This is a genomic window from Brevibacterium sp. CT2-23B (assembly GCF_013168765.1).
In the GTDB taxonomy this organism is placed as follows: Bacteria; Actinomycetota; Actinomycetes; order Actinomycetales; family Brevibacteriaceae; genus Brevibacterium; species Brevibacterium sediminis.
Window position 1 is genome coordinate 112,123 of sequence record NZ_JABBYK010000003.1, and the last position, 20,566, is coordinate 132,688.

18 protein-coding genes are annotated in these 20,566 nt (G+C 65.8%); 11 read left to right on the plus strand and 7 right to left on the minus strand.

Annotation, left to right across the window (positions count from 1 at the left end; genetic code table 11):
* Positions 1-151: 151 nt before the first annotated feature.
* The 3 genes from HIM68_RS09115 to HIM68_RS09125 form a co-directional block, all read right to left on the minus strand.
* Positions 152-1,363 (minus strand): folate-binding protein YgfZ, encoded by a 1,212-nt coding sequence (locus HIM68_RS09115; protein ID WP_172171571.1) that lies wholly within the window; start codon positions 1,361-1,363, stop codon positions 152-154.
* 1 nt (position 1,364) lies between these two features.
* The gene (locus tag HIM68_RS09120; protein WP_172171573.1) at positions 1,365-1,967 is read right to left on the minus strand and encodes an FABP family protein; all 603 of its coding nucleotides are present in this window, start codon (positions 1,965-1,967) and stop codon (positions 1,365-1,367) included.
* A gap of 170 nt (positions 1,968-2,137) precedes the next feature.
* A complete protein-coding gene (locus tag HIM68_RS09125; protein ID WP_229663971.1) occupies positions 2,138-2,941 on the minus strand; it encodes an ammonia permease in 804 nt (267 codons plus the stop codon).
* 130 nt (positions 2,942-3,071) lie between these two features.
* Here HIM68_RS09125 and HIM68_RS19185 point away from each other — a divergent pair, with 130 nt between their 5' ends.
* The 10 genes from HIM68_RS19185 (at position 3,072) to HIM68_RS09175 (ending at position 15,576) form a co-directional block, all read left to right on the plus strand.
* Entirely contained in the window at positions 3,072-3,977 is a 906-nt protein-coding gene (locus HIM68_RS19185; protein ID WP_301539194.1) for a winged helix-turn-helix domain-containing protein, read from the plus strand.
* Positions 3,974-5,017 carry a mycothiol synthase gene (gene mshD, locus HIM68_RS09135; protein ID WP_172171575.1) on the plus strand — a complete coding sequence of 348 codons (1,044 nt, stop codon included), beginning with the start codon at positions 3,974-3,976 and terminating at the stop codon, positions 5,015-5,017. The genes HIM68_RS19185 and mshD overlap by 4 nt, the downstream gene beginning before the upstream one ends.
* A gap of 4 nt (positions 5,018-5,021) precedes the next feature.
* A complete protein-coding gene (locus HIM68_RS09140; RefSeq protein WP_253903870.1) occupies positions 5,022-7,166 on the plus strand; it encodes an RNA degradosome polyphosphate kinase in 2,145 nt (714 codons plus the stop codon).
* Positions 7,163-8,137, plus strand: a complete 975-nt coding sequence (locus tag HIM68_RS09145) for an NUDIX domain-containing protein (RefSeq protein WP_172171579.1) — start codon at positions 7,163-7,165, stop codon at positions 8,135-8,137. Before HIM68_RS09140 ends, HIM68_RS09145 begins: the two co-directional genes overlap by 4 nt.
* A gap of 279 nt (positions 8,138-8,416) precedes the next feature.
* Complete coding sequence (gene pstS, locus HIM68_RS09150) at positions 8,417-9,547, plus strand: phosphate ABC transporter substrate-binding protein PstS (protein WP_367647488.1); 1,131 nt, start codon at positions 8,417-8,419, stop codon at positions 9,545-9,547.
* Between the two features lie 244 nt (positions 9,548-9,791).
* Entirely contained in the window at positions 9,792-10,682 is an 891-nt protein-coding gene (gene pstC / locus HIM68_RS09155; RefSeq protein ID WP_101544086.1) for a phosphate ABC transporter permease subunit PstC, read from the plus strand.
* 14 nt (positions 10,683-10,696) lie between these two features.
* Positions 10,697-11,836 carry a phosphate ABC transporter permease PstA gene (pstA, locus tag HIM68_RS09160; protein WP_139468090.1) on the plus strand — a complete coding sequence of 380 codons (1,140 nt, stop codon included), beginning with the start codon at positions 10,697-10,699 and terminating at the stop codon, positions 11,834-11,836.
* A gap of 55 nt (positions 11,837-11,891) precedes the next feature.
* A complete protein-coding gene (gene pstB / locus HIM68_RS09165; RefSeq protein WP_101543804.1) occupies positions 11,892-12,671 on the plus strand; it encodes a phosphate ABC transporter ATP-binding protein PstB in 780 nt (259 codons plus the stop codon).
* Between the two features lie 406 nt (positions 12,672-13,077).
* Positions 13,078-13,635, plus strand: a complete 558-nt coding sequence (locus HIM68_RS09170; protein WP_172171581.1) for a PadR family transcriptional regulator — start codon at positions 13,078-13,080, stop codon at positions 13,633-13,635.
* A gap of 168 nt (positions 13,636-13,803) precedes the next feature.
* Positions 13,804-15,576, plus strand: coding sequence for an AarF/ABC1/UbiB kinase family protein (locus HIM68_RS09175; protein WP_253903898.1), 1,773 nt, complete (start codon positions 13,804-13,806; stop codon positions 15,574-15,576).
* 69 nt (positions 15,577-15,645) lie between these two features.
* Here the strand turns inward: HIM68_RS09175 and HIM68_RS09180 are convergent, their stop codons facing one another.
* Complete coding sequence (locus HIM68_RS09180; protein ID WP_172171585.1) at positions 15,646-16,284, minus strand: helix-turn-helix domain-containing protein; 639 nt, start codon at positions 16,282-16,284, stop codon at positions 15,646-15,648.
* Between the two features lie 127 nt (positions 16,285-16,411).
* Here HIM68_RS09180 and HIM68_RS09185 point away from each other — a divergent pair, with 127 nt between their 5' ends.
* Positions 16,412-16,972 (plus strand): dihydrofolate reductase family protein, encoded by a 561-nt coding sequence (locus HIM68_RS09185; RefSeq protein ID WP_139468085.1) that lies wholly within the window; start codon positions 16,412-16,414, stop codon positions 16,970-16,972.
* A gap of 85 nt (positions 16,973-17,057) precedes the next feature.
* Here the strand turns inward: HIM68_RS09185 and HIM68_RS09190 are convergent, their stop codons facing one another.
* The 3 genes from HIM68_RS09190 to HIM68_RS09200 all read right to left on the minus strand — a co-directional run bounded on the left by HIM68_RS09190 (position 17,058) and on the right by HIM68_RS09200 (position 20,484).
* Positions 17,058-18,191, minus strand: coding sequence for a hypothetical protein (locus HIM68_RS09190; protein ID WP_172171587.1), 1,134 nt, complete (start codon positions 18,189-18,191; stop codon positions 17,058-17,060).
* Positions 18,192-18,310: 119 nt separating this feature from the next.
* A complete protein-coding gene (locus tag HIM68_RS09195; protein ID WP_172171589.1) occupies positions 18,311-18,949 on the minus strand; it encodes a response regulator transcription factor in 639 nt (212 codons plus the stop codon).
* On the minus strand, positions 18,946-20,484 hold the full coding sequence (locus tag HIM68_RS09200; RefSeq protein ID WP_172171591.1) for a sensor histidine kinase: 1,539 nt from the start codon (positions 20,482-20,484) through the stop codon (positions 18,946-18,948). Before HIM68_RS09200 ends, HIM68_RS09195 begins: the two co-directional genes overlap by 4 nt.
* Positions 20,485-20,566: the final 82 nt, after the last annotated feature.

The following is a 20,566-nucleotide window of genomic DNA, read 5'->3' on the forward strand; positions in this document are numbered from 1 at the left end:
CAGAACCGCCCGCGACGGAGAGACGAACGCGCGGATTCGGGCCAGTTCGGGTACGAAATCCGCAGCCGTTCATCGACCGTCGAATCCCCGAGTCGGACCGCCCACAACGAGGACAGAGGCAGCCCCTGGCCGCACCCAAGATTCGCTGCAATCAGCGGTTCTGACTGCGGGCGTCGACGTCCCTGTTTCGTTCCGGAAGCACGCGCTCGTGCTCGCGCATCGGCACGACGATCGTCTCCTGAGCACCGATGACGCGTTCGCCGTCGCCGATTTCGAAGCTCAGCTGCGCCTCGGGGGCGAGGTTCCGTTTGACTACGGCCAGACCGATCGGTCCGAGCTCCCAGTGCACGGTCACCGAGGTCAGAGTGCCAACTGATCGTTCGGACCCGCGGACCTCGGCAAGCACCTCGGCGCCGGGGTCCGGCGCGATGTGCCCGGACCCGTCGAGATGGACGAAGGTCAGACGCCTGGGCGGCTGACCGAGATTGTGGACGCGTGCCACCGCTTCCTGACCGCGGTAGCAGCCCTTGGCCAGGTGCACGGCCGTGCGCAGCAGGTCGAGTTCGCCGACGAGGGCCTTGTGATCGATTTCATTCCGGCCAGGTCGCCAGGCGGCGATCCGCAGGGCCTCCCAGGCGTCGAAGCCGGCCATGTCGAGGCTGTTCGCCGACAGGCCCTGCAGATCGGAGCGCTTGACGATGCCGATGACGAACGGAGTCTCGAGACCCGGATGGTCGGTTCCGGCGACATCGTGCCCGATGTCGATCTGCGCGTAGGAGGCCGAACCGCTTCCGATGTGCGGCCACGGATCGGACCAGGTCCGGGTGACTGGCAGGGTCTCCGGCAGAGCGGTGATGGCGCCGAAGCACTGATAGTCGTCGCTGAGATCCTCGATCTCGACGCGCATCATGAAGACCATCTTGCGCAGGAAGTCCAGTGTCGCGTCGGTGTTGAGGTCGCTGATCGCCCACAGCGCCTCACCGTCGTCGACGAGCTTCAGCCAGCCTTCGATGCGACCGTTCGGATCGAGCACGAGGGTTTCGGTGGACACTCCGGGGGCCAGGGTGTCGATCTTCTGCGTGGTGATCGAGTTCAGCCAGGTCAGACGGTCGGGTCCGCTCAGACGCAGCACGCGGAGATGAGCGAGGTCGACGAGACCGTCCTTCTCCTCGAGCACGCGCTGCTCTCGCAGAGGAGCTCCGTAGTGGATGGGAGTCTCGGCGAGGTCGCCGGCCCCGAGCACCGCGGTCGAGCTCAGTCCGCGGGCCAGCGACGAGCGCCGAACCGCCTCGGTGGGGGTGTCGGTGTTCTCCGGCGACGGCGAATCGTTGAAGTCAGAATTCGGCGACACGGGATCAGTCATCTTAAGACAGCTTCTTCAATCTGGCAGAGGAGTGGGAGGCGAGTTCGTGGCCCATGGCTGCCATGTCCCAGGCCCACATGAGTTCGCCGCCGACGAGGCCGTACATCCGCGTCGAGGCGGTGTACTCCTTCGCGGTCTTGGTCCTGGCCACCACGTCGGTGGCCAGATCGATGCGCGGTCCTTTGACGGTGCCGGCGTAGAGTTCCATGACTCCGTGCGGGTGGACGATCTCGGCTTCGATCTCGAAGGCGTCGTCGTTCGTGCGCAGGGTTTCGACCGCTGCGGCCGAGGTGAAGGACTGCTGTTCGGTCGGCACCATCATTCCCGGGCCGACGTCGCCGTCGTCGTGCTGACGCACGAGCTGCCAGATTCCGGTCTCGAGAGTCAGGGTCGACTCGAGTTCACCGGACTCGCTGAGCAGCCAGGCATGCGCGGTGTACTGGAGGAAGGGCGTGCCCTCGTGGGCGACGAAGTCGATGCGCTGGCCGAACTGCTTCTCAGGAGTGTCCGCATAGCCGACGACACCGACGCCTTCCCACGACCCGATCAGCCAGGACAGAGGGACGAGCTCGGGATGGACCGAGGCATCGAGTTCGATCACCATCAGGGATCAGCGGTTGTCTTTGAACAGCGCCGTGACGACCTTGATCCCGACACCCAGGGCACCGAGAGCGGCAATGCCGACGAGGCTGGAGAAGACGATTTCGAGAGCAACAAGATTATCCATGCTCCCAGTCTACAGTTCCTGACAAAGTGATGTGCATTCAGCCCGGGTCAGGAAGCGACGCGTTCGAGTGCGTAGACGACGACTCCGCCGAGCGCGATCGGGGCGGCACCGAGGGCGAGCTGAACGGCGAAGCTCCGGGCCTTCTCGACGTTCTTCTTGACCTCGATGTTCTGTGAGGCCTCGAGGTTGGCGGCCTGGAACTTCGCATAGGCGACGAGCCCGAGCATCCGATCGACCGCTGCCACGAGCAGGCCCATGATGACACCGAGGACGAGCGCCATGGCCAAGGAGATCGCCTGTGCGAACACGAGCACCGACAGGATCCCCGCCACGGCCGTGGACATGGCGATGGCCAACGGCGAGGTGTAGATCGCCGGCCACGGCAGCGCGGTCATGCACTGCGCCACGATGAGCGAGGCGAGGCCGATGACGATGGCCTCCTTGTCACCGGGGACCGTGATCGCCGCAACCCAGGTGCTCGCGGACAGGACGATGACGAGACCGGAGACCTGCGCCGACACGTTCGCCACCGCATAGGAGGCACCGATTCCGCGGGTGAGGTTCTGCACGAAGGTCCACAGCAGACCGAGGCCCGCGAGCACGGGCAGCCAGTCGAGGTAGGGAGCCGTTGAGTCCTGCCAGGCGGCGTAGAGTCCGCCGACGCCGAAGAGGGCGAGCATGATCGACGTCGCCCGCGGCTGCGGGGAGTCCGTCAGACGCGGCCAGCCATAGGCGACGCCGAAGACGATGAGCCCGGTCGCCAGCAGGAACAGCGTATAGCCCCAGTACACGGAGGCACTGAGGGCCAACACCAGCACCAGGGCGACGGCTACTCGAATCCATCTGATCACAGCACTATCGTGCCTTATCCGGCGACACCCGCGGTAACCACCGGCGGCAGCGCGTCGGACCTGCCCCGGCCGGGGCCTCGCTATACTCTTCCTCAGACGACGGGCGAGACGACGGGCGCCGAGGAGGTGGATGCAGCACATGCGGATTCTGCACATCTGCCCCACGGCCAGGCTCGACGCCCCGCTCGCTCCCGAATCCCTGCAGTACCTCGGTCACCAGATCGACCGCTGCGCCGCCGAGGACCTGTCCAGCCGCCGGGCCGAATCCGCCGCGGTCGACGTCGTCATCGCCGACGCCTGCCTCGATCTGTCCCTGGCCCCGCGCATCTCCGACTTGCTCGCCGAGGCACGGATCACCGCCCCCGTCATCGTCGTCCTCGGGGAGGGCGGACTGGCGACCGCCTCGGCGAGATGGAACGTGTCCGACCTCATCCTCACCACTGCCGGCCCCGCCGAGGTGGAAGCGCGGCTGCGCGTGGCCCGTGACCGTCACGCCGCATCCTCGTCAGCTCATTCCGGCAGCGGATTCCCCGGCGGATTGCATGCCGGGTCCGGCCGGCTCGGCGCGAAGGGCGACGCCGGGGGCCGGGGACCGGTTCGCACCGGACGCGGCCCCGTCGGCACCGCCCGAGGAGGCGGGCCCGGTTCGTCCAGCCGCCTCGGCGACACGGGCGAGGAAATGTGGAATGCCGATGGCGAACCGATGGTCGTCGTCACCGGGGACCTGCGCATCGACGAGACCGCGTTCACCGCCGAGCTCGGCGGACGCAGCCTCGACCTCACCTACCGCGAGTTCGCCCTGCTGAAGTTCTTCGCCATGCACCCCGAACGCGTCTTCACCCGCGACGACATCCTGCTCGCCGTGTGGGGCGACGACTACTTCGGCGGCACCCGCACCGTTGACGTGCATGTTCGCCGCCTCCGTGCGAAACTCGGCAAAGACCTTGAGAACGCCATCCACACCGTGCGCAACGTCGGCTACCGGTTCAGCGCCGACAGCGTCACAGACACAGATTCAGAGGACGTGACGGCATGAGAATCCAGGCCAGCGGAGCAATCACCTCCACCCCGATCGACACCCTCACCGAGGATGAGCTGAAGTTCCTCGATGACGTGGCGGCCACCGATGGCGCCCCCGAGATCTCCGGCGGGCTCATGGCCGTCGCCACCGGTGAGGACACCGCCCACGAGGCGCAGACCGCCTCGAGCGTGTGGCGCGTCTTTGCCGACGACGCAGACGGTTCCGGCCCCGCCGATGCCGGCACCACCGATGCCGACTCCGCCGGCAATGACACGACCGGCGAGCTCATCGGGTTCGGAATCCGCGCCCTGCAGGGGGATCGTCACGCCGCCGAGTTCCTCATCGCCCCCGACCATCGTCGTCAGGGCCTCGGCGAACAGCTGCTGAGAACGATCCTCGACGAAGAGCCCGAAGCCTGGTGCTGGTCGCACGGGGACCACCCGACCGCGGCCCACCTCGCCCAGAAGCACGGCCTCGGCCGCGATCGAGTGCTCTATCAGATGCGCACCGACACCGGTCTGCGCCTCGACGGCCTCCCCGAGACGCAGAGCCCCGACGGGGTCGAGATCCGCTCCTTCGCTCCCGGCGACGAGGACGGCTGGCTGACCGTGAACAACGCCGCTTTCGACTGGCATCCCGAACAGGGCGGCCAGACCCGCGCCGATATCGATGCCGTCGTCACCGCTGCGGACTTCGACCCGACCACCTTCATCATCGCCGCCCGCGATGGCGAGGTCATCGGATTCCACCAGACGAAGATCACGGACACGGATGATGAGGGCCGCCTCGGCGAGGTCTATGTCGTCGGAGTCGATCCGCGCATCCACGCCAAGGGCGTGGGCAAGGCGCTGACGGTCGAGGGAATGCGGCGGATGGTGACCGCCGGCGCCGAGACGATCGAACTCTACGTCGAATCGGACAACGCCCCGGCGCTAGGGTTGTACGAGCGACTGGGTTTCCATGTCGCGGTCGCGCACGTGGCCTATGCACCGGCCTCCGCAAAGGTCACCGGCACTGAATCTGCGAGCACGGCGTCGACGGACGAGAAGGAGTAGAGCGTTGTACGACATCGCGGCTTCGGGTAAGGAGCTGGGACTGCCCGACCCGGCAGATCGCTTCCTCGATCGTGAACTCAGCTGGCTGGCCTTCAACGAACGCGTCCTCGATCTCGCCTCGGATCCGGAGATCCCGCTGCTCGAACGCGTCCGATTCCTCTCGATCTTCGCGACCAACCTCGACGAGTTCTTCATGGTCCGCGTCGCCGGTCTCAAACGCCGCATCAACACCGGTCTCGCCGTGCCCAGCGTCACCGGCCGCATGCCCGCGCAGGTCATGCACGATATCGGGGTGCGCGCGTTCGAGCTGATGAGCCGGCATGCCGCCCTGCTCAAGGACGATATCGGTCCCCGCCTCGACGCGGAATCGATCACGAAGGTCCAGGTCGAGGACCTCACCGAGGATGAGCGCCACCGCGTCGACGAATTCTTCTTCGGCCACGTTTATCCCGTCCTCACCCCGCTGGCCGTCGATCCGGCCCACCCGTTCCCGTACATCTCGGGTCTCTCGCTCAACCTCGGCGTGCTCCTGCGGTCGCCGGAGACGGGCAAGGAGTTCTTCGCCCGCGTCAAGGTTCCCCCGCGCCTGCCGCGGTTCTTCAATGTCGCCGAGGCGACCGACCGGCCCGCCGGACGCGACGTCCCCGCCCGCTTCGTCGCCCTCGAGGACATCATCGCCGAACACCTCGGGACTCTCTTCGACGGCATGGAAATCGTCCACCATTCGACCTTCCGCGTGACCCGCAACGAGGACCTCGAGGTCGAAGAGGACGATGCGGAGAACCTCCTCAAGGCTCTGGAGAAGGAGCTGCTGCGCAGGCGTTTCGGTCCGGCCGTGCGGATGGAGATCACAGAGAACATCCACCCCCGCGTCCTCGAGATGCTCAAGGACGAACTGGGCATCCACGACTCGGAGATCTACCACCTGCCCAGCCCGCTGGACCTGTCCGGCATGTCCGATATCGCCGATGTCCCGCGCGATGACCTGCACTATCCGAAGATGGTTCCGCAGATGAACAAGGACCTGTCGCTGCGGGAATCCAGCGACCAGGTCGACGTCTTCGACGCGGTGGCCAGCCGAGACATCCTCCTGCACCACCCCTACGATTCGTTCTCCACGAGCGTGCAGGCCTTCCTCGAACAGGCGGCGTCGGACAAGAACGTGCTGGCGATCAAGCAGACGCTCTACCGCACCTCCGGGGATTCGCCGATCATCGATGCCCTCGTCGATGCCGCACAGGCCGGCATCCAGGTGCTCGCCGTCGTCGAGATCAAGGCCCGGTTCGACGAGGAGGCCAACATCACCTGGGCCCGCAAGCTCGAGCGCGCCGGCGTCCATGTCGTCTACGGAATCGTCGGGCTCAAGACCCATGCGAAGCTCTCCCTCGTCGTCCGTCAGGAGGCTGACGGGCTGGCCCGGTACTGTCACGTCGGCACCGGCAACTACCACCCGAAGACCGCCCGCGGCTATGAGGACTTCGGGCTGCTGACACGTGATCGGGCCGTCGCCGATGATCTGACGAAGCTGTTCAACCAGCTCTCCGGCTATGCGCCGAAGTCCGAATATTCACGGTTCCTCGTCGCCCCCAGCAATGTGCGCACCGGACTCATCGACCTCATCGACTCCGAGATCGCGATCGCACAGTCCGGCGGAGCGGGGCAGGTGCGGATCAAGGTCAACTCGATCGTCGACGAAGCCATCATCGACGCCCTCTACCGGGCATCCCAGGCCGGGGTCGCCGTCGAAGTCTTCGTCCGCGGAATCTGCGCTCTGCGCCCGGGCATCGAAGGTCTGAGCGAGAACATCACCGTGCGTTCCGTGCTCGGACGCTTCCTCGAACACTCCCGCGCCTTCGTCTTCGGCAACAACGGCGACCCGATCGTCTACATCGGTTCGGCAGATATGATGCACCGCAACCTCGACCGTCGGGTCGAAGCGCTCGTGCAGATCGTCGATGACGGTCACCGGGCGGAGATCATCGAACTCTTCGATCTCGTCTTCGCCCCGACCACCTCGGCATTCGATCTGTCCGGTGACGGCAGATGGACCCGGCGGACTCACGACGACGAGGGCAGCATCCTCGCCGACTATCAGTCGGAGCTCATCCGTCGGCACCGGAAGCGTCGGCGAATCGGGGATGAGGCGTGAGCCGGTCCGAGGTCGCCTCGGCACAGGCATCATCGCGCGTCACCGCCGATGTCCTGGCCGCCGGGGCCGTCTGCTGGAGACACGGTCCGAGAGGTCTCGAGGTGGTGCTCATTCACCGCCCGAAGTACAACGACTGGTCGTGGCCCAAGGGCAAGGTCGACCCGGGTGAGACGTTGCCGGAGGCCGCGATCCGCGAGGTCAAGGAGGAGACGGGGTTCGACATCCACCTCGGCATCCCACTGCCGTCGGCCGAGTACACGGTCGGCAAGAACACGCTGAAGAAGGTCTTCTACTGGTCGGCCGAGGTCAAGGACGAAGCGGACTTCGCCCCGGTGAACAAGCGAGAGGTCGACACCGCTGGCTGGTTCCCTGTCGACAAGGCCCGGTCGAAGCTGACGTCGTTCTCGGACCGGGAACAGCTCGACGCGCTGGAGAAGTTCGCTGAGACGGACGCGCTGCGGGCGTGGCCGCTCATCCTCGTCCGCCACGGGAAGGCGTTCCCGCGGGCGAAGTGGTACGAAACCGAGCATGTACGGCCTCTGCTCAAGCTCGGCACCCGACAGGCCATGGCATTGACCGGTCTGCTGGGAGCCTGGGGCGTCCGCAAGCTCGTCTCGAGTCCGTGGAAGCGGTGCATGGCGACGCTGACTCCGCTGTCGGCGGCGACGGGCAAGTCGATCAAGAAGGTGTCGACGCTCAGCGAGAAGGCAACCGCTGCGAACCCGGACAAGACCGCCCGCTATATCGAGAAGCTGCTGGCGAAGGGCAAACCCGTCATCTACTGCACGCACCGGCCGGTGCTGCCGACGATCTTCTCCGTCTACGCGGCCCATGCCCCGAAGCGTGTGGAAGCGAAGCTGCCGAAGGACGATCCGTACCTCAAGCCCGGTGAGGTCCTCATCGCCTATGTGCGACCCGGACCGGTGCCGCGCATCGTCGAGATCGAACGCGTCCGCCCCATCGACAGCTGACCGAGGCGCACGACCCACGAGCGAGCCGATTCTCAAGGTCGAGCATGCGCACTGGGTGGGCCGCCTCGGCGAACTTACACACGTACGGAACGGGCCGCCTCGGCGAGCGAATGCCGGTCCCGACAATGATCCTTTCATGAAACCGACGAAGTCTGTGATCGAGCACTCACAGCGGTTCCAACCCTTCGCCCCTCATTCACCTTCCATTCACGTTTCAACTCCTTGCACTTCACGCGTGATCTTTAGCGTGGATGACGAGCAATCGAGAACTCTCGAGCTGTGTCCACAAACATGAAAGGCATCTTCGTGAAGATGAAGCATCTCGCCCCCTCCGCTGCGATCCTCGCGGTCGGCGCCCTCACCCTCTCGGCTTGCGGTGGCGGACAGTCCGCCACCGGCGAAGAGGCATCCGGCGGCAGCAGTGACCTGCAGGGCACCCTGACCGGCATCGGCGCCTCCTCGCAGAAGGCCGCGATGGATGCCTGGACAGCGGACTTCACCTCGCAGAACTCCGGCGTGACCGTCAACTACTCCCCCGACGGATCGGGTGCCGGCCGTGAACAGTTCCTCGCCGGCAACGCGCAGTTCGCCGGATCCGACGCCCACCTCGACGATGACGAGGTCAAGGCCGGAAAGGAAGCCTGCGGCGCCGACGGAGCCTACGAGTTCCCCGTCTACATCTCCCCCATCGCCGTGACCTTCAACGTCAAGGGCGTCGACGAGCTCAACCTCTCCCCCGAAACGATCGCGAAGATCTTCAAGGGCGACATCACCAACTGGAACGACAAGGCCATCAAGGCCGACAACCCGGATGCCGAGCTGCCGGACCTCAAGATCACCGCCGTTCACCGCGCCGATGACTCGGGCACCACCGAGAACTTCGCCGAGTACCTCAAGGCCACCGCCGAGAAGGACTGGGACGCCGAGGTCGACGGCAACTTCCCGAAGGAGTACGGCGGCGAGGCAGCTCAGGGCACCGACGGTGTCATCCAGACCGTCTCCGACACCGACGGAGCCATCGGCTACGCGGATGCCTCGGCCGTCGGTGAGCTCTCCACCGCCAAGGTCAAGGTCGGCGACGAGTTCGTCGAGCTCTCCCCGGAAGCCGCGACCAAGGTCGTCGACGCATCCGAGAAGGTCGAAGGCCGCAGCGAAGGCGACCTCGCCTTCGACCTGGCCCGCGACACCACCGAGTCCGGCGCCTACCCGATCGTGCTCGTCTCGTACCACCTCGTCTGCTCGTCCTACAAGGACCAGGAGACCGTGGACATGGTCAAGGCCTGGGAGAAGTTCGTGGTCTCGGAAGAGGGACAGAAGTCCGCTGCCGATTCCGCCGGGTCCGCACCGCTGTCGGACGACCTGCGCAAGCAGATCGAAGAAGTCATCGACTCGATCAAGGTCGAAGGCTGATTTCAGTCTCTGACCTGGAGATATAGCCAGTCGGGAGCGGCGCAGAAGCCCTGCGCCGCTTTTCCGCGCCTGTGGAACCACCCCGGTTTCACCACAAGTCACATGAGGAGTACTTGTGCCGATCAGCACACAGACCACTGAGTCAGGCCCCACAGGGCCCGGCTCCACGCCCGAATCCGGGCAGAAGCCGCCGCAGAGTCCGGCAGCTCGGCAGCAGAAGGCCGTCGTCCGACCCGGCGACCGCATCTTCTCAGCCGCCACGCTCATCGCCGGCATCCTGATCCTGGTGATCCTCGCCGGAGTCGCCCTGTTCCTTCTCGCACAGTCGAAGGACACCATCACCGCGCAGATCAGCGACCCCTCCCAGATCACCGGCGGCAAGGGCTTCTTCTCCTATGTCTGGCCGCTGGTCATCGGCACGCTCATCTCCGCGGCCATCGCACTGATCGTCGCGACTCCCTTCTCGCTGGGCATCGCTCTGTTCACCACCCACATGGCCCCGCGCAAGCTCGCTCCGGTGCTCGGCTACGTCATCGACCTGCTCGCCGCCATCCCCTCGGTCGTCTACGGCCTGTGGGGCATCGCTCTGGCCGGCAACCTCACCGGCTTCTACCTGTGGCTGTCGAAGTGGTTCGGCTGGATTCCGATCTTCGCTCCGGCCGCCGACGGTTCCGTGTCGCAGACGGGCCGCACACTGCTCACCGCCTCCCTCGTGCTCTCGATCATGATCCTGCCGATCATCACCTCGCTGACCCGCGAGATCTTCCTCCAGACCCCGCGCCTGCAGGAAGAGGCGGCGCTGGCGCTCGGCGCCACCCGCTGGGAGATGATCCGCATGGCCGTGCTGCCGTTCGGCAAGTCCGGAATCGTCTCGGCCACGATGCTCGGCCTCGGCCGCGCCCTCGGTGAGACCATGGCCGTGGCCATGATCCTCTCGCCCGGCGTCCTCACCGCCTCGCTCGTCGTCAGCGGCAACCAGACCATCGCCTCCGAGATCGCGCAGAACTTCCCCGAGGCCGCGGGACTGCGCCTGTCCGAGCTCATCACCGTCGGCCTCGTGCTCTTCGTCATCACCCTGCTGGTGAACATGGGAGCCCGCGCCATCGTCGCCCGCACCTCGGTGAAGGGAAGTTGAGACCAATGACCACCATGAACACCACCACCGAGGCGGCCGTGTCGAAACCGGCGAAGCTCACCTCCAAACAGCTCCCGAAGGCCACCCCGTGGATCGTCGCCGTCGCCTCGATCCTCGTGGCGATCGTCATCAGCTTCATCGCCTTCGGCGGCTTCAACATCCCCGTCGTGGCCGTCCTCGCCGGCCTCATCAACGCGATCGCCGTGTTCGCGGTCTCCGCGTCCTACGAAGGCCGCCGCAAGGCCGTCGACCGGATCGCGACCACCATCGTCACCTCGACGTTCGTCCTCGCATGCGTTCCCCTCATCTCGCTGCTGTGGCTGACCGTGTCCAAGGGCGGGGCCGCCATCAGCGGTGACCTGCTCACCCGCACCATGCTCGGCATGAAGGGCGTCCTCGATCAGCAGTACGTCGCCGGTGAGGCCACTCTGGCCGGCGGCTTCTACCACGCCATCGTCGGCACCGTGCTCATCACACTCGCCGCCTGCGTGATCTCGATTCCGATCGGCGTCCTCACCGCCATCTACCTCGTCGAATACTCGAACAAGAACCGCCTGGGCAAGGCGATCACCTTCCTCGTCGACGTGATGACCGGTATTCCCTCGATCGTCGCCGGTCTCTTCGCCTTCGCACTGTTCTCCACGATTGCCAACGTGCTTCTGCCCGGCGCGGCCGGAATCGCGAAGACCGGCTTCACCGCGGCCGTGGCGCTGTCAGTGCTGATGATCCCGATCGTCGTGCGCAATACGGAGGAGATCCTCCGCTTGGTGCCGATGGACCTGCGCGAGGCCTCCTACGCACTCGGCGTGCCGAAGTGGAAGACGATCGTGAAGATCGTTCTGCCCACCTCGGTGTCGGGAATCCTCTCCGGCGTCACCATCGCCATCGCCCGCGTCATCGGTGAGACGGCACCCATCATGGTCACCGCCGGGTTCGCCAAGACGCTCAACTGGAACCTCTTCTCCGGTTGGATGTCGACGCTGCCGACGTTCATCTACGACTCGCAGCTGCGCCCGGTCTCGCCGGGAGCCGCCGCCCTGGCCAGCTCGGAACGCGCCTGGGCCGCAGCCCTCGTGCTCGTCGCCCTCGTCATGGTGCTCAACCTGCTCGCCCGCATCATCGCAAAGGTGCTCGCACCGAAGGCCGGACGCTGACCGGCGACAGCCCACAGACCTCCAGACTCACCCATTTCCACGGATAGGAAACACAATGTCCAAGCAGATCGACATCAAGGATCTCGACATCTTCTACGGCGACTTCCGCGCCGTCGACGGAGTGCAGATGCAGATCAAGCCGCGCTCCGTCACCGCCTTCATCGGCCCCTCCGGCTGCGGCAAGTCCACGGTGCTGCGCACGCTCAACCGCATGCACGAAGTCATCCCCGGCGCAAGCGTCTCCGGTGAGGTCCTCATGGACGGCAATGACATCTACGGTGCCGGCGTCGACCCGGTCAACGTCCGCCGCGAGGTGGGCATGGTCTTCCAGCGGGCGAACCCGTTCCCGACGATGAGCATCAAGGAGAACGTGCTCGCCGGTGTGCGCCTGAACAACAAGCGTCTGTCAAAGACCGAGGCCGACGATCTCACCGAACGTGCCCTGCGCGGCGCGAACCTCTGGAACGAGGTCAAGGACCGCCTCAACCTGCCCGGTTCGGGTCTCTCCGGCGGTCAGCAGCAGCGTCTGTGCATCGCCCGCGCAATCGCCGTCGAACCCGAGGTCCTGCTCATGGACGAGCCGTGCTCGGCTCTCGACCCGATCTCGACCCTGGCGATCGAGGACCTCATCAACGACCTCAAGGACAAGTACACGGTCGTCATCGTCACGCACAACATGCAGCAGGCCGCTCGTGTGTCCGACAAGACCGCGTTCTTCAACATCGCCGGCACCGGCAAGCCCGGAAAGCTCATCGAGTTCAACGAGACCTCGACGATCTTCTCGAACCCGGACAAGGAAGAAACCGAGAACTACATCTCCGGTCGCTTCGGATGATCTGAAGGCTCGCCCAAACGGCGGGCGCCCCTCGGGGCGGGTGCCGCCTAGAGGTGGGTACCCCTCAGTGGCGGGTGCCGCCTCGGCGGCATATGCCTCTTTAAGTGGTCGTTCTGGTCACGCTCTGCTCAGCGGAACGTGACCAGAACGACCACTTTGCGTTGGCAGCTCCGCCGGACGCGACTTCGGGCGGTAGGGCACTCGCGCAGAGTCGCCTCGGGGATCGCGCAGGGCGCCGGCAGATCGGTCGTCACGTCACCCTGAACGCGCGCAGTGAGTTGCCTCCGCAGACGACCTCATGGTCTTCCCGACAACACATCGGCGATATATCGTTACATATCGTCAGGGCAGTGAACTTCGTGCAACCAGCGGGGTACTGCGGTGTTGTCAGACCGGGGAGGTCATCATGAACGAGCCATTCACCCACGGAAGCTCCCATCACCGAGGCGGCGACCGGGGCAGCGCTAGCATCTGGGAGGCGTTCGAGCAGCTGCGCTCATCCTTCGCCCCCAAACAGCCTGCCCGCATGAACCGCGGTGACGTCCGTGCCGGAATCCTCTCGCTGCTGGCAGAGGCCCCGATGCACGGATACCAAATCATCCAGGAGATCGAGGAACGCAGCGGCGGCAGCTGGAAGCCCAGCCCCGGGTCGGTCTATCCGACGCTGCAGCTGCTCACGGACGAGGGTCTCATCAATGCGGAGCCGTCGAGCGGACGCAAGACCTATTCCCTCACTGAGGCGGGACGCGAGCACGTCGAGGCCGATTCCGATTCCGCCGCCCCGTGGGAATCGGTCGGCAGGAAAGAGCCTCCGCGCGCGGCCACACTGGCCAAGGCCGGGGTCGAGTTGGCACAGGCCGCCGCTCAGGTCGGACGCTCGGGCAGCAAAGAGCAGGTCGCAGAGGCGGTCACCGAGTTGGAAGAGACCAAACGCAGGCTGTATTCGATCCTCGCTCGGGACTGAGCGATGTCGACGGGAGCCGAACAGAGAAGCGTGAGTCCGGATGAGCTCGGCCGAGAAGCCGGTGAGCACAGCGGAGCAGACACTGTCGGCCCTGGCCAGGGTCTTCCCGACCGGAAGCGAGCGCTGCGGTCCCGGTCGTCCCGGATCCTGCGCTTTGCCGCGGCCCAGATGGCCATGGCCTGGTGGTTCGAGCTCGTCCTGCCTCGCATCGGTCTGGGTCGCCTGGCCGCCCGACGACGAGTGGAGCGCTGGCAGTCGACCGCCAGGAAGTTCAGGGCGCTGGCGATCGATCTCGGCGGGCTGATGATCAAGGTGGGCCAGTTCCTCTCCTCCCGCATGGATGTCCTCCCGCCCGAGGTCGCCGCAGAGCTGGCAGACCTGCAGGACGAAGTATCGCCGGTTCCCTTCGACAGGATCAGGCCCCTCGCCGAGGCGCAGCTGGGTATGCGACTCACCACCGCCTTCGCCACTTTCGACCCCCGACCGCTGGCCGCGGCATCACTGGGCCAGGCTCATTCGGCCACCCTGACTCCGGATGTGGCCGCCGAGCTCGGATTCACCGAGGTGGTCGTCAAGGTCCAGCGCCCCGGCATCGCCGACGTCGTCGAGGTGGATCTGCGTACACTGCGCCGGATCGCGGGGTGGCTCTCCCGCGTCGGGTTCATCGCCAGCCGGGTCGATATGCCGGGGCTGGTCGAGGAGTTCGCCCATGTCAGCCTCGAGGAGATCGACTACCTCCACGAGGCGGCGAATGCGGAGCAGTTCACCACCGAAGCCGCACGCTTCGCGGACGATGCCGAGCGTTCGGCATCGGGTTCGCCCGGTCCGACGCAGGCCCCGCGAATCGTCTGGGAGCAGACCACGACCCAGGTTCTCACCATGGAGGATGTCTCGGCGATCAAGATCAACGATGTCGCGGCGCTGCGCAGGGCAGGGATCGATCCACGCGAGGTGGCTTCGGCGTTCGCGCACACGATGTTCGATCAGCTCTTCCGCGGCGGCTTCTTCCACGCCGATCCCCATCCCGGCAACATCTTCGTCACTCCCGACCGAACTGGAGCGGTCGGGCGCTCGGGTGTCTCTCCGGCGTCCGAGGACATGGGTGGCTCACCGCCGACAGGGGAAACGCACACCTCGACTGGGCATCCCGCCTCGGCGGGGGTCGGCTGGCACCTGACCTTCGTCGACTTCGGAATGATGGGCCATGTCCCCGAGGATCTGCGCTCGGGGCTGCGTGAGCTCATCATCGCCGTGGCCACCAGGGATTCGCACCGCCTGGTCACGAGCGTCGAACTCATCGGGGTGCTGCTTGACGGCGCGGACACCGCGGAGCTCGAATGCGCACTGACCGAGCTCTTCTCCCGGTTCGGCGGGATGGGATTCGCTCAGCTGCGCGAGGTCGACGAGAAGGAGCTGCGGGCCTTCTCCAGGGACTTCGAATCGGTGGTCCGCGACCTTCCGGTCCAATTGCCGGAGAACCTCTTCCTCATCATCCGTGCGCTCGCCATGGTCTCTGGTCTGTGCAGCTCACTCGATCCCCGGTTCAACATCTGGGAGGTCGTCGAACCCTATGCACGCGGCCTCATCAGCGACTCACCGGGAGGAGTCGCCGGCTCGGCGACGAAGGAGGCGCTCAACCTCGTGCGTCTGACCCTGAGCCTGCCCGGACGCCTCGACGCACTGGTCACGAAGGTCGAAGACGGCGAGCTCACGGTGTCGACGCCGAAGCTCGATCGTCGGGTGGAAGGGCTCGAACAGCTGGCGCGCGGCGTGATCTCGGCCGTTCTATTCACCGGCTTCGTCATCGGCGGGTCGATCCTGCTGCCGGTGATGACGGTGGGCGGCGTTCTGCTGCTCATCGCCTCGGCACCCGCGCTTCTCCACGCCCTGGTCACTCTGCTGCGGCACCGAAGGGCAGACCGGCGGAACCGTCGTAGGTGAGGAGTCGGCGCAACCGTCGCAGACGAGGGAACGGCGACAAGCTGTTCGAGGACGACGCGGCGTTGCCTCCTAGCCGGCCGCCGGTTCGTCGCGGGGAGCACGGAAGGCCGCGACGAAATCGACCAGCAGGGATTCGTCGCCGTCGACCGTGATCGTCCCTGCCGCTCGTGCGGCTTCGGCTGCGCCATCGGCAAGCAGGTCGCGCAGCCCGGGACCTTCGATCCTCAGGTCAGCTTCTGCCTGGGCCCCTTCCGCAGCCTCCACACCGCGCTCGCTCACGGTCGCATGAGCCGTCGCGGGGCCGGCAGTGATTTCGACTGTGAAGGGTCGGACTCGGGCGTCGGTGCGCGCGGTCAGCAAAGCCGCGGCCAGAGAGGAGTCCGTCGGAACCTCGCCCTCGCGGGGCTCAGCCATCCGCCGTGCACCCCAGCGGCCGAGCTCGATGAGCACCGGACTAAGATCCGAACCATAGTCGCTGAGTCGGTAGACGACGTTGCGCCCGTTGAGGCCGCGCTCGATGATCTCGGCGGCCTCGAGTTCGCGCAACCGCGTGGTCAGCAGGTTCGAGGGGATGCCGGGATTTCCCTGTCGAAGCTCGTTGAAGCGCTTCGGACCGACGAGGAGGTCGCGGAGGATGATGAGCGACCACCGCTCCCCCAGCACCTCGGCTGCCCGAGCCAGACCGCAGAATTGTCCGTACGACTTCATGGTTGACAGCATAGCAATATCAGTTCACTATTGAAACCATAGTTCACTTTCTGAACTTTCTGGGCTGCGGAACCACAGCCCTCAGGAAACGCAACGGCCCGCACGACAACTCGATGAGGAGATCACCATGTCCCGCACTGTCATCGCCGCACTGTTCCAGTCACTCGACGGGATCGCATCCGATCCGTTCAACTTCCAATTCGATTCCTTCGACCAGGAGATGGGCGAGTGGATGACCACGGCCATCGGCGGCGTCGACGACTGCCTCCTCGGCCGTGTCACCTATCAGGAGTGGGAGGGCTACTGGCCGAACCACACAAAAGGCGAGGACGCACCGTTCGCCGACTTCATCAACTCGACTCCCAAGCACATCGCCTCAACAACGCTGTCGCAGGCCGATCTCAGCTGGGAGAACTCGACTCTCATCCAGGGCGAGCTCGTCGACTTCGTCCGCGAACTCAAAGCCGGCGACGGCGGCAAGATCGCTGTCGAGGGATCGATGTCGATCGTCCGTCAGCTCGTCGAAGCGAACCTCGTCGACGAGCTGACGGTGGCCATCCACCCGGTCGTCGCCGGCAGCGGACGGTCCCTCTTCGAGGGTGGAACGACGACCCGGTTGGAGCTCAAGGACGTGCAGCGGACCAGCAAGGGCAACCTGCTGGCCACCTACGGGCCGTTCCCCGGCTGATCCAGCGGGTGGATCCACCTCGAGATCGTCCGCTTATTCGAGGTGGATCCGCCCGCAGGAGACATCGAAGATTCGAAAAGACAGCTCAGACATCGCCGGACGCACCCGCCTCGGCAGCCAGCCGACGTTCCCGGTAGGCGAAGGTCGCCCAGCCGAGCGCCACGGCCCAGAGCGGGAAGAGCAGCGTCGGCCCGATCGTCACCCACCAGCTGTCGGCGAAGATTTCGGGGGTCCCCGAGAAGATTGTGCGCACCAGGCCGACTCCGCCGGTGAAGATCGCCAGCGACACGATCGTCGCGGGAATCGTCGCCAGAGTGATCGGCACTCGCTTTCCGCCCAGAGGACCAAGCCATGTTGGCAGCCGCTCTCCCCATCTCTGGATGAGACCGAGGGTGAGCAGGATTCCACCGATGGCGGCCAAGGCGAGCGCGAGTCCCGAATGCCAGAGTCCGACGCGCTGCCCTTCATCGAAGAGTCCGGAGCTCAGGCCGAAGGGAATTCCCACGGCCCAGAGGACCCGCGTCAGGGCATAGAAGCCCGGCACGATGACCGCCACGGCGACGGCGATCTTCGCGCTTGCGGTGACCGACGTCGATCTCCCCACGCGTCCGGCACTGTCACCGTCTGCACGCCTGTGACCGGCGGCGGAATCCTCAACCTGAACGGTCTCGGTCAGATGACGATGACTGTCCTCGCGTATCCGACGACTGGTCTTCTCTGCGCCGGCCCACACGATGATCCACAGCAGCGGACCAAGCAGCATGACTGCCTGCCAGATCACCGGAGTCGGGACCGGTGGGAACTGCAGGCTGAGCGCATAGCCGAGGTAGGCCAGCAGCAAGGTGTCGGTGAGCATGACCGTGACCACGGCGGCGAAGGCCAGAACGACAACCCCGAGAACGCGTGTCCCGCCTCTGTCGAAAAGGCGCTGCCGCAGGCGGGTCGCGGTGAGCAGGGCCGCCGAGCCGACAAAGCTGAGCAGGGCGACGGAGCCGATGATGAGACCCGCGAACGGTCCCGGGAGTGCGGCGATCATCGACGTGAACGTCCACTCCTCGGATCCGGCCAGGGGTGAGGAGACGACTCCGAGTCCCCAGAGGACCGACATGATCATGAGGAAGAGCGACCACGCCAAGGCGGCCGTCAGTCCCACTTGCACCCCGCGGTCGGTCGATTGAGTTGGATGATGGGCGGTTTGAGTGAGCTGTTTCCGTGTCATGACTCCAGGCTCGTCCCCGAAGGCCCGCCGGGGGCTCCCCCACAAGGGTGAAGCCGGCTCCCGAGAGGGTGAATGCACACTGGGCGGCTGAACGGCCGTCCCGCCTGCTCACTTTGGGGTCAGGTCTCGACGAACCCCGATTCGAAAGCCTTGATCACCGCTTGTGTCCTGTCACGGGCACCGAGCTTCGACAGCAGCGAACTGACATAGGTCTTCACCGTCTCCGCCCCGAGGAACATCTCCCCGGCGATCTCGGCGTTGCTCATTCCTCTCGACATGAGGGTGAGGACTTCCTGTTCCCGCCTGCTCAGCCCAGCAGAACTCACCACATCGACGGCTCGGTGAGACCGTGCTGCCATGTCCCGGATCTTCTGCGGATAGAGCAGCGCATCTCCCCCGGCCACGGTATGCACCGCCCGGACGAGTTCGGACGGCTGAGCGCGTTTGAGGACGAAGCCGTCCGCACCCACGCGCAGAGCTTCGAAGACGTAGTCATCACTGTCGAAGGTCGTGAGGATGAGCACCCGAGGCGGCTCCTGCCTGCTCATGAGCAGCCGCGTGGCCTCCAATCCGTCGAGGTGGGGCATGTGCACATCCATCACCACGACATCAGGATCCGACCGAGTCACCAGATCGAGTGCTTCCGTCCCGTCATCGCCCTCCCCGACGACCTCGAGTCCCGGGTCGGAGTCGATGATCGCGGCCAGACCCGCACGCACGAGAGGCTCGTCATCGATGAGGATCACCGAAATGGTCATGGCATCTGTCCCTCCGAATACGGCAGTCTCACCTGCAGAATCCATTGTCCGTTCTCGATTCCCCAGTCGGCGCTTCCGCCGAACAGAGCGACCCTCTCACCGATGCCGACGAGTCCGCGTGACTGCCTCGCCGAGGCGGCCGCCCCCTTCGCACCGGCAACCCCCTTCGCATCGCCCGCCGCTTTCGCGTCAGCCGCCGCCTTCCCATCGGCCCGTCCCTTCTCCGATGAGCCGAGCACCGGGCCGGTGGCCGCGCCGGCATTGCGCGTGACCACTTGTACGCAGTCGGCGCCGATGTCGACGGCCACATCGAGGCCGGGCGTCGTCGCGTGCCGCAGCGAGTTCGTCACCGCCTCGCGCACGATCCGGTGGAGTTCGTGGACCACGGTCGGCGGCAGTCCGGTGGCATCCCCGCTGACCGTCAGTCGGGTGGGGTGCCCGATCGCACGGGCCTCCTCGGCCAATCGGGTGATATCGAGCATTGTTCGCCGAGGCGGCCCCGCACTTCCGCTGTCACCGTCCCCCGCGAGCTCTCCGCCCTCCACTGCTTCGCTCTCGGCGCCATCGAGGGCATCGGCACCATCGATGGCATCAGCAACGCCAAGGGCGTCGGCGTCGCCTGCGGTGCTTTCGTCGCTGACTGCGCCGTCGGCCTCCGCACGCAGCAGGGCGAGGACATGGTCCAACTCGGCCACCGCCTCACGGCTGGTGCGAGCGATCTCGTCGACGGCCGCCTCGGCGAGTATCTGATCCTGGTGCAGGGCACGTTTGGCCACAGCTGCCTGCATCATCGTCACGGTCAGGGCATGACCGATCGAGTCGTGGACTTCGCGGGCGAGGACGGTGCGACGGAACCGACGGACTCGCTCGGCCCCGGCGAGCTCAGCCCGGTCAGCGGCCGAGGGGCCGAGCAGGATCTGTGCGTAGTGAGGCAGGAAGTAGCCTTCGGCGATGATCGTGGCCGTGAGGAGAAGCAGGATCACGGGTGCGAGGATCTGCACGAGCCCGGCGGACAGGACGACGACGGACTCGGCACCGGTGCCGGCCGACGGATCGGCATTTCCGGCCGGCGATCCACCAGTCGCCCCGGCTGGGGAGCCCGCAATGCCGAGGAGTCCGTTCGACAGTTCCGAGGCCTGCTGTGGGTCCGCAACCATCAGCAGCACGGAAGGAAGGACCACGACGACCGTGATCAGGAGCAGGGCACCGGCGAAGGCGTGGCCGAAGTAGAACAGGGCACCGCGGAGGCGATCGGACCAGCTCGGCCGCCTCGGCGGGGTGGGGATGGACAGTTCGAGGAGCTGCTCAGCCAGGGTCCGTTCGAGTGCGCGGATGACGGCAAGGAACGCGGGTATGCACAACAGCACGAAGACGACGGCGCTGAAGGCGAGCATGCTGAACGCCAGAGACCGGTCGCTGACCTCGTTCCACGCGGAGACGGCCCAGATGATGACCGCAATATAGGGCACGGCGATGACCCCGCCGATCAGAAGGACCAGCAGTCTGCGCCACAGCTTCGCCGCCCAAGCTCCCATTGCCACCAGACTACAGCGGCGGGCCGACATGAGACGGCGGCCGGAAAGTTTCGCCCGTCGGTCATCCGAATCGGCATCTGCT

Bases quoted from the DNA above. Each gene is read 5' to 3' on its own strand.
- HIM68_RS09115 (WP_172171571.1), bottom strand. From the start codon at position 1,363: ATGACTGATCCCGTGTCGCCGAATTCTGACTTCAACGATTCGCCGTCG.
- HIM68_RS09120 (WP_172171573.1), bottom strand. From the start codon at position 1,967: ATGGTGATCGAACTCGATGCCTCGGTCCATCCCGAGCTCGTCCCTCTG.
- HIM68_RS19185 (WP_301539194.1), top strand. From the start codon at position 3,072: ATGCAGCACATGCGGATTCTGCACATCTGCCCCACGGCCAGGCTCGAC.
- mshD (WP_172171575.1), top strand. From the start codon at position 3,974: ATGAGAATCCAGGCCAGCGGAGCAATCACCTCCACCCCGATCGACACC.
- pstA (WP_139468090.1), top strand. From the start codon at position 10,697: ATGAACACCACCACCGAGGCGGCCGTGTCGAAACCGGCGAAGCTCACC.
- pstB (WP_101543804.1), top strand. From the start codon at position 11,892: ATGTCCAAGCAGATCGACATCAAGGATCTCGACATCTTCTACGGCGAC.
- HIM68_RS09170 (WP_172171581.1), top strand. From the start codon at position 13,078: ATGAACGAGCCATTCACCCACGGAAGCTCCCATCACCGAGGCGGCGAC.
- HIM68_RS09175 (WP_253903898.1), top strand. From the start codon at position 13,804: ATGGCCATGGCCTGGTGGTTCGAGCTCGTCCTGCCTCGCATCGGTCTG.
- HIM68_RS09180 (WP_172171585.1), bottom strand. From the start codon at position 16,284: ATGAAGTCGTACGGACAATTCTGCGGTCTGGCTCGGGCAGCCGAGGTG.
- HIM68_RS09185 (WP_139468085.1), top strand. From the start codon at position 16,412: ATGTCCCGCACTGTCATCGCCGCACTGTTCCAGTCACTCGACGGGATC.
- HIM68_RS09190 (WP_172171587.1), bottom strand. From the start codon at position 18,191: ATGACACGGAAACAGCTCACTCAAACCGCCCATCATCCAACTCAATCG.
- HIM68_RS09195 (WP_172171589.1), bottom strand. From the start codon at position 18,949: ATGACCATTTCGGTGATCCTCATCGATGACGAGCCTCTCGTGCGTGCG.
- HIM68_RS09200 (WP_172171591.1), bottom strand. From the start codon at position 20,484: ATGGGAGCTTGGGCGGCGAAGCTGTGGCGCAGACTGCTGGTCCTTCTG.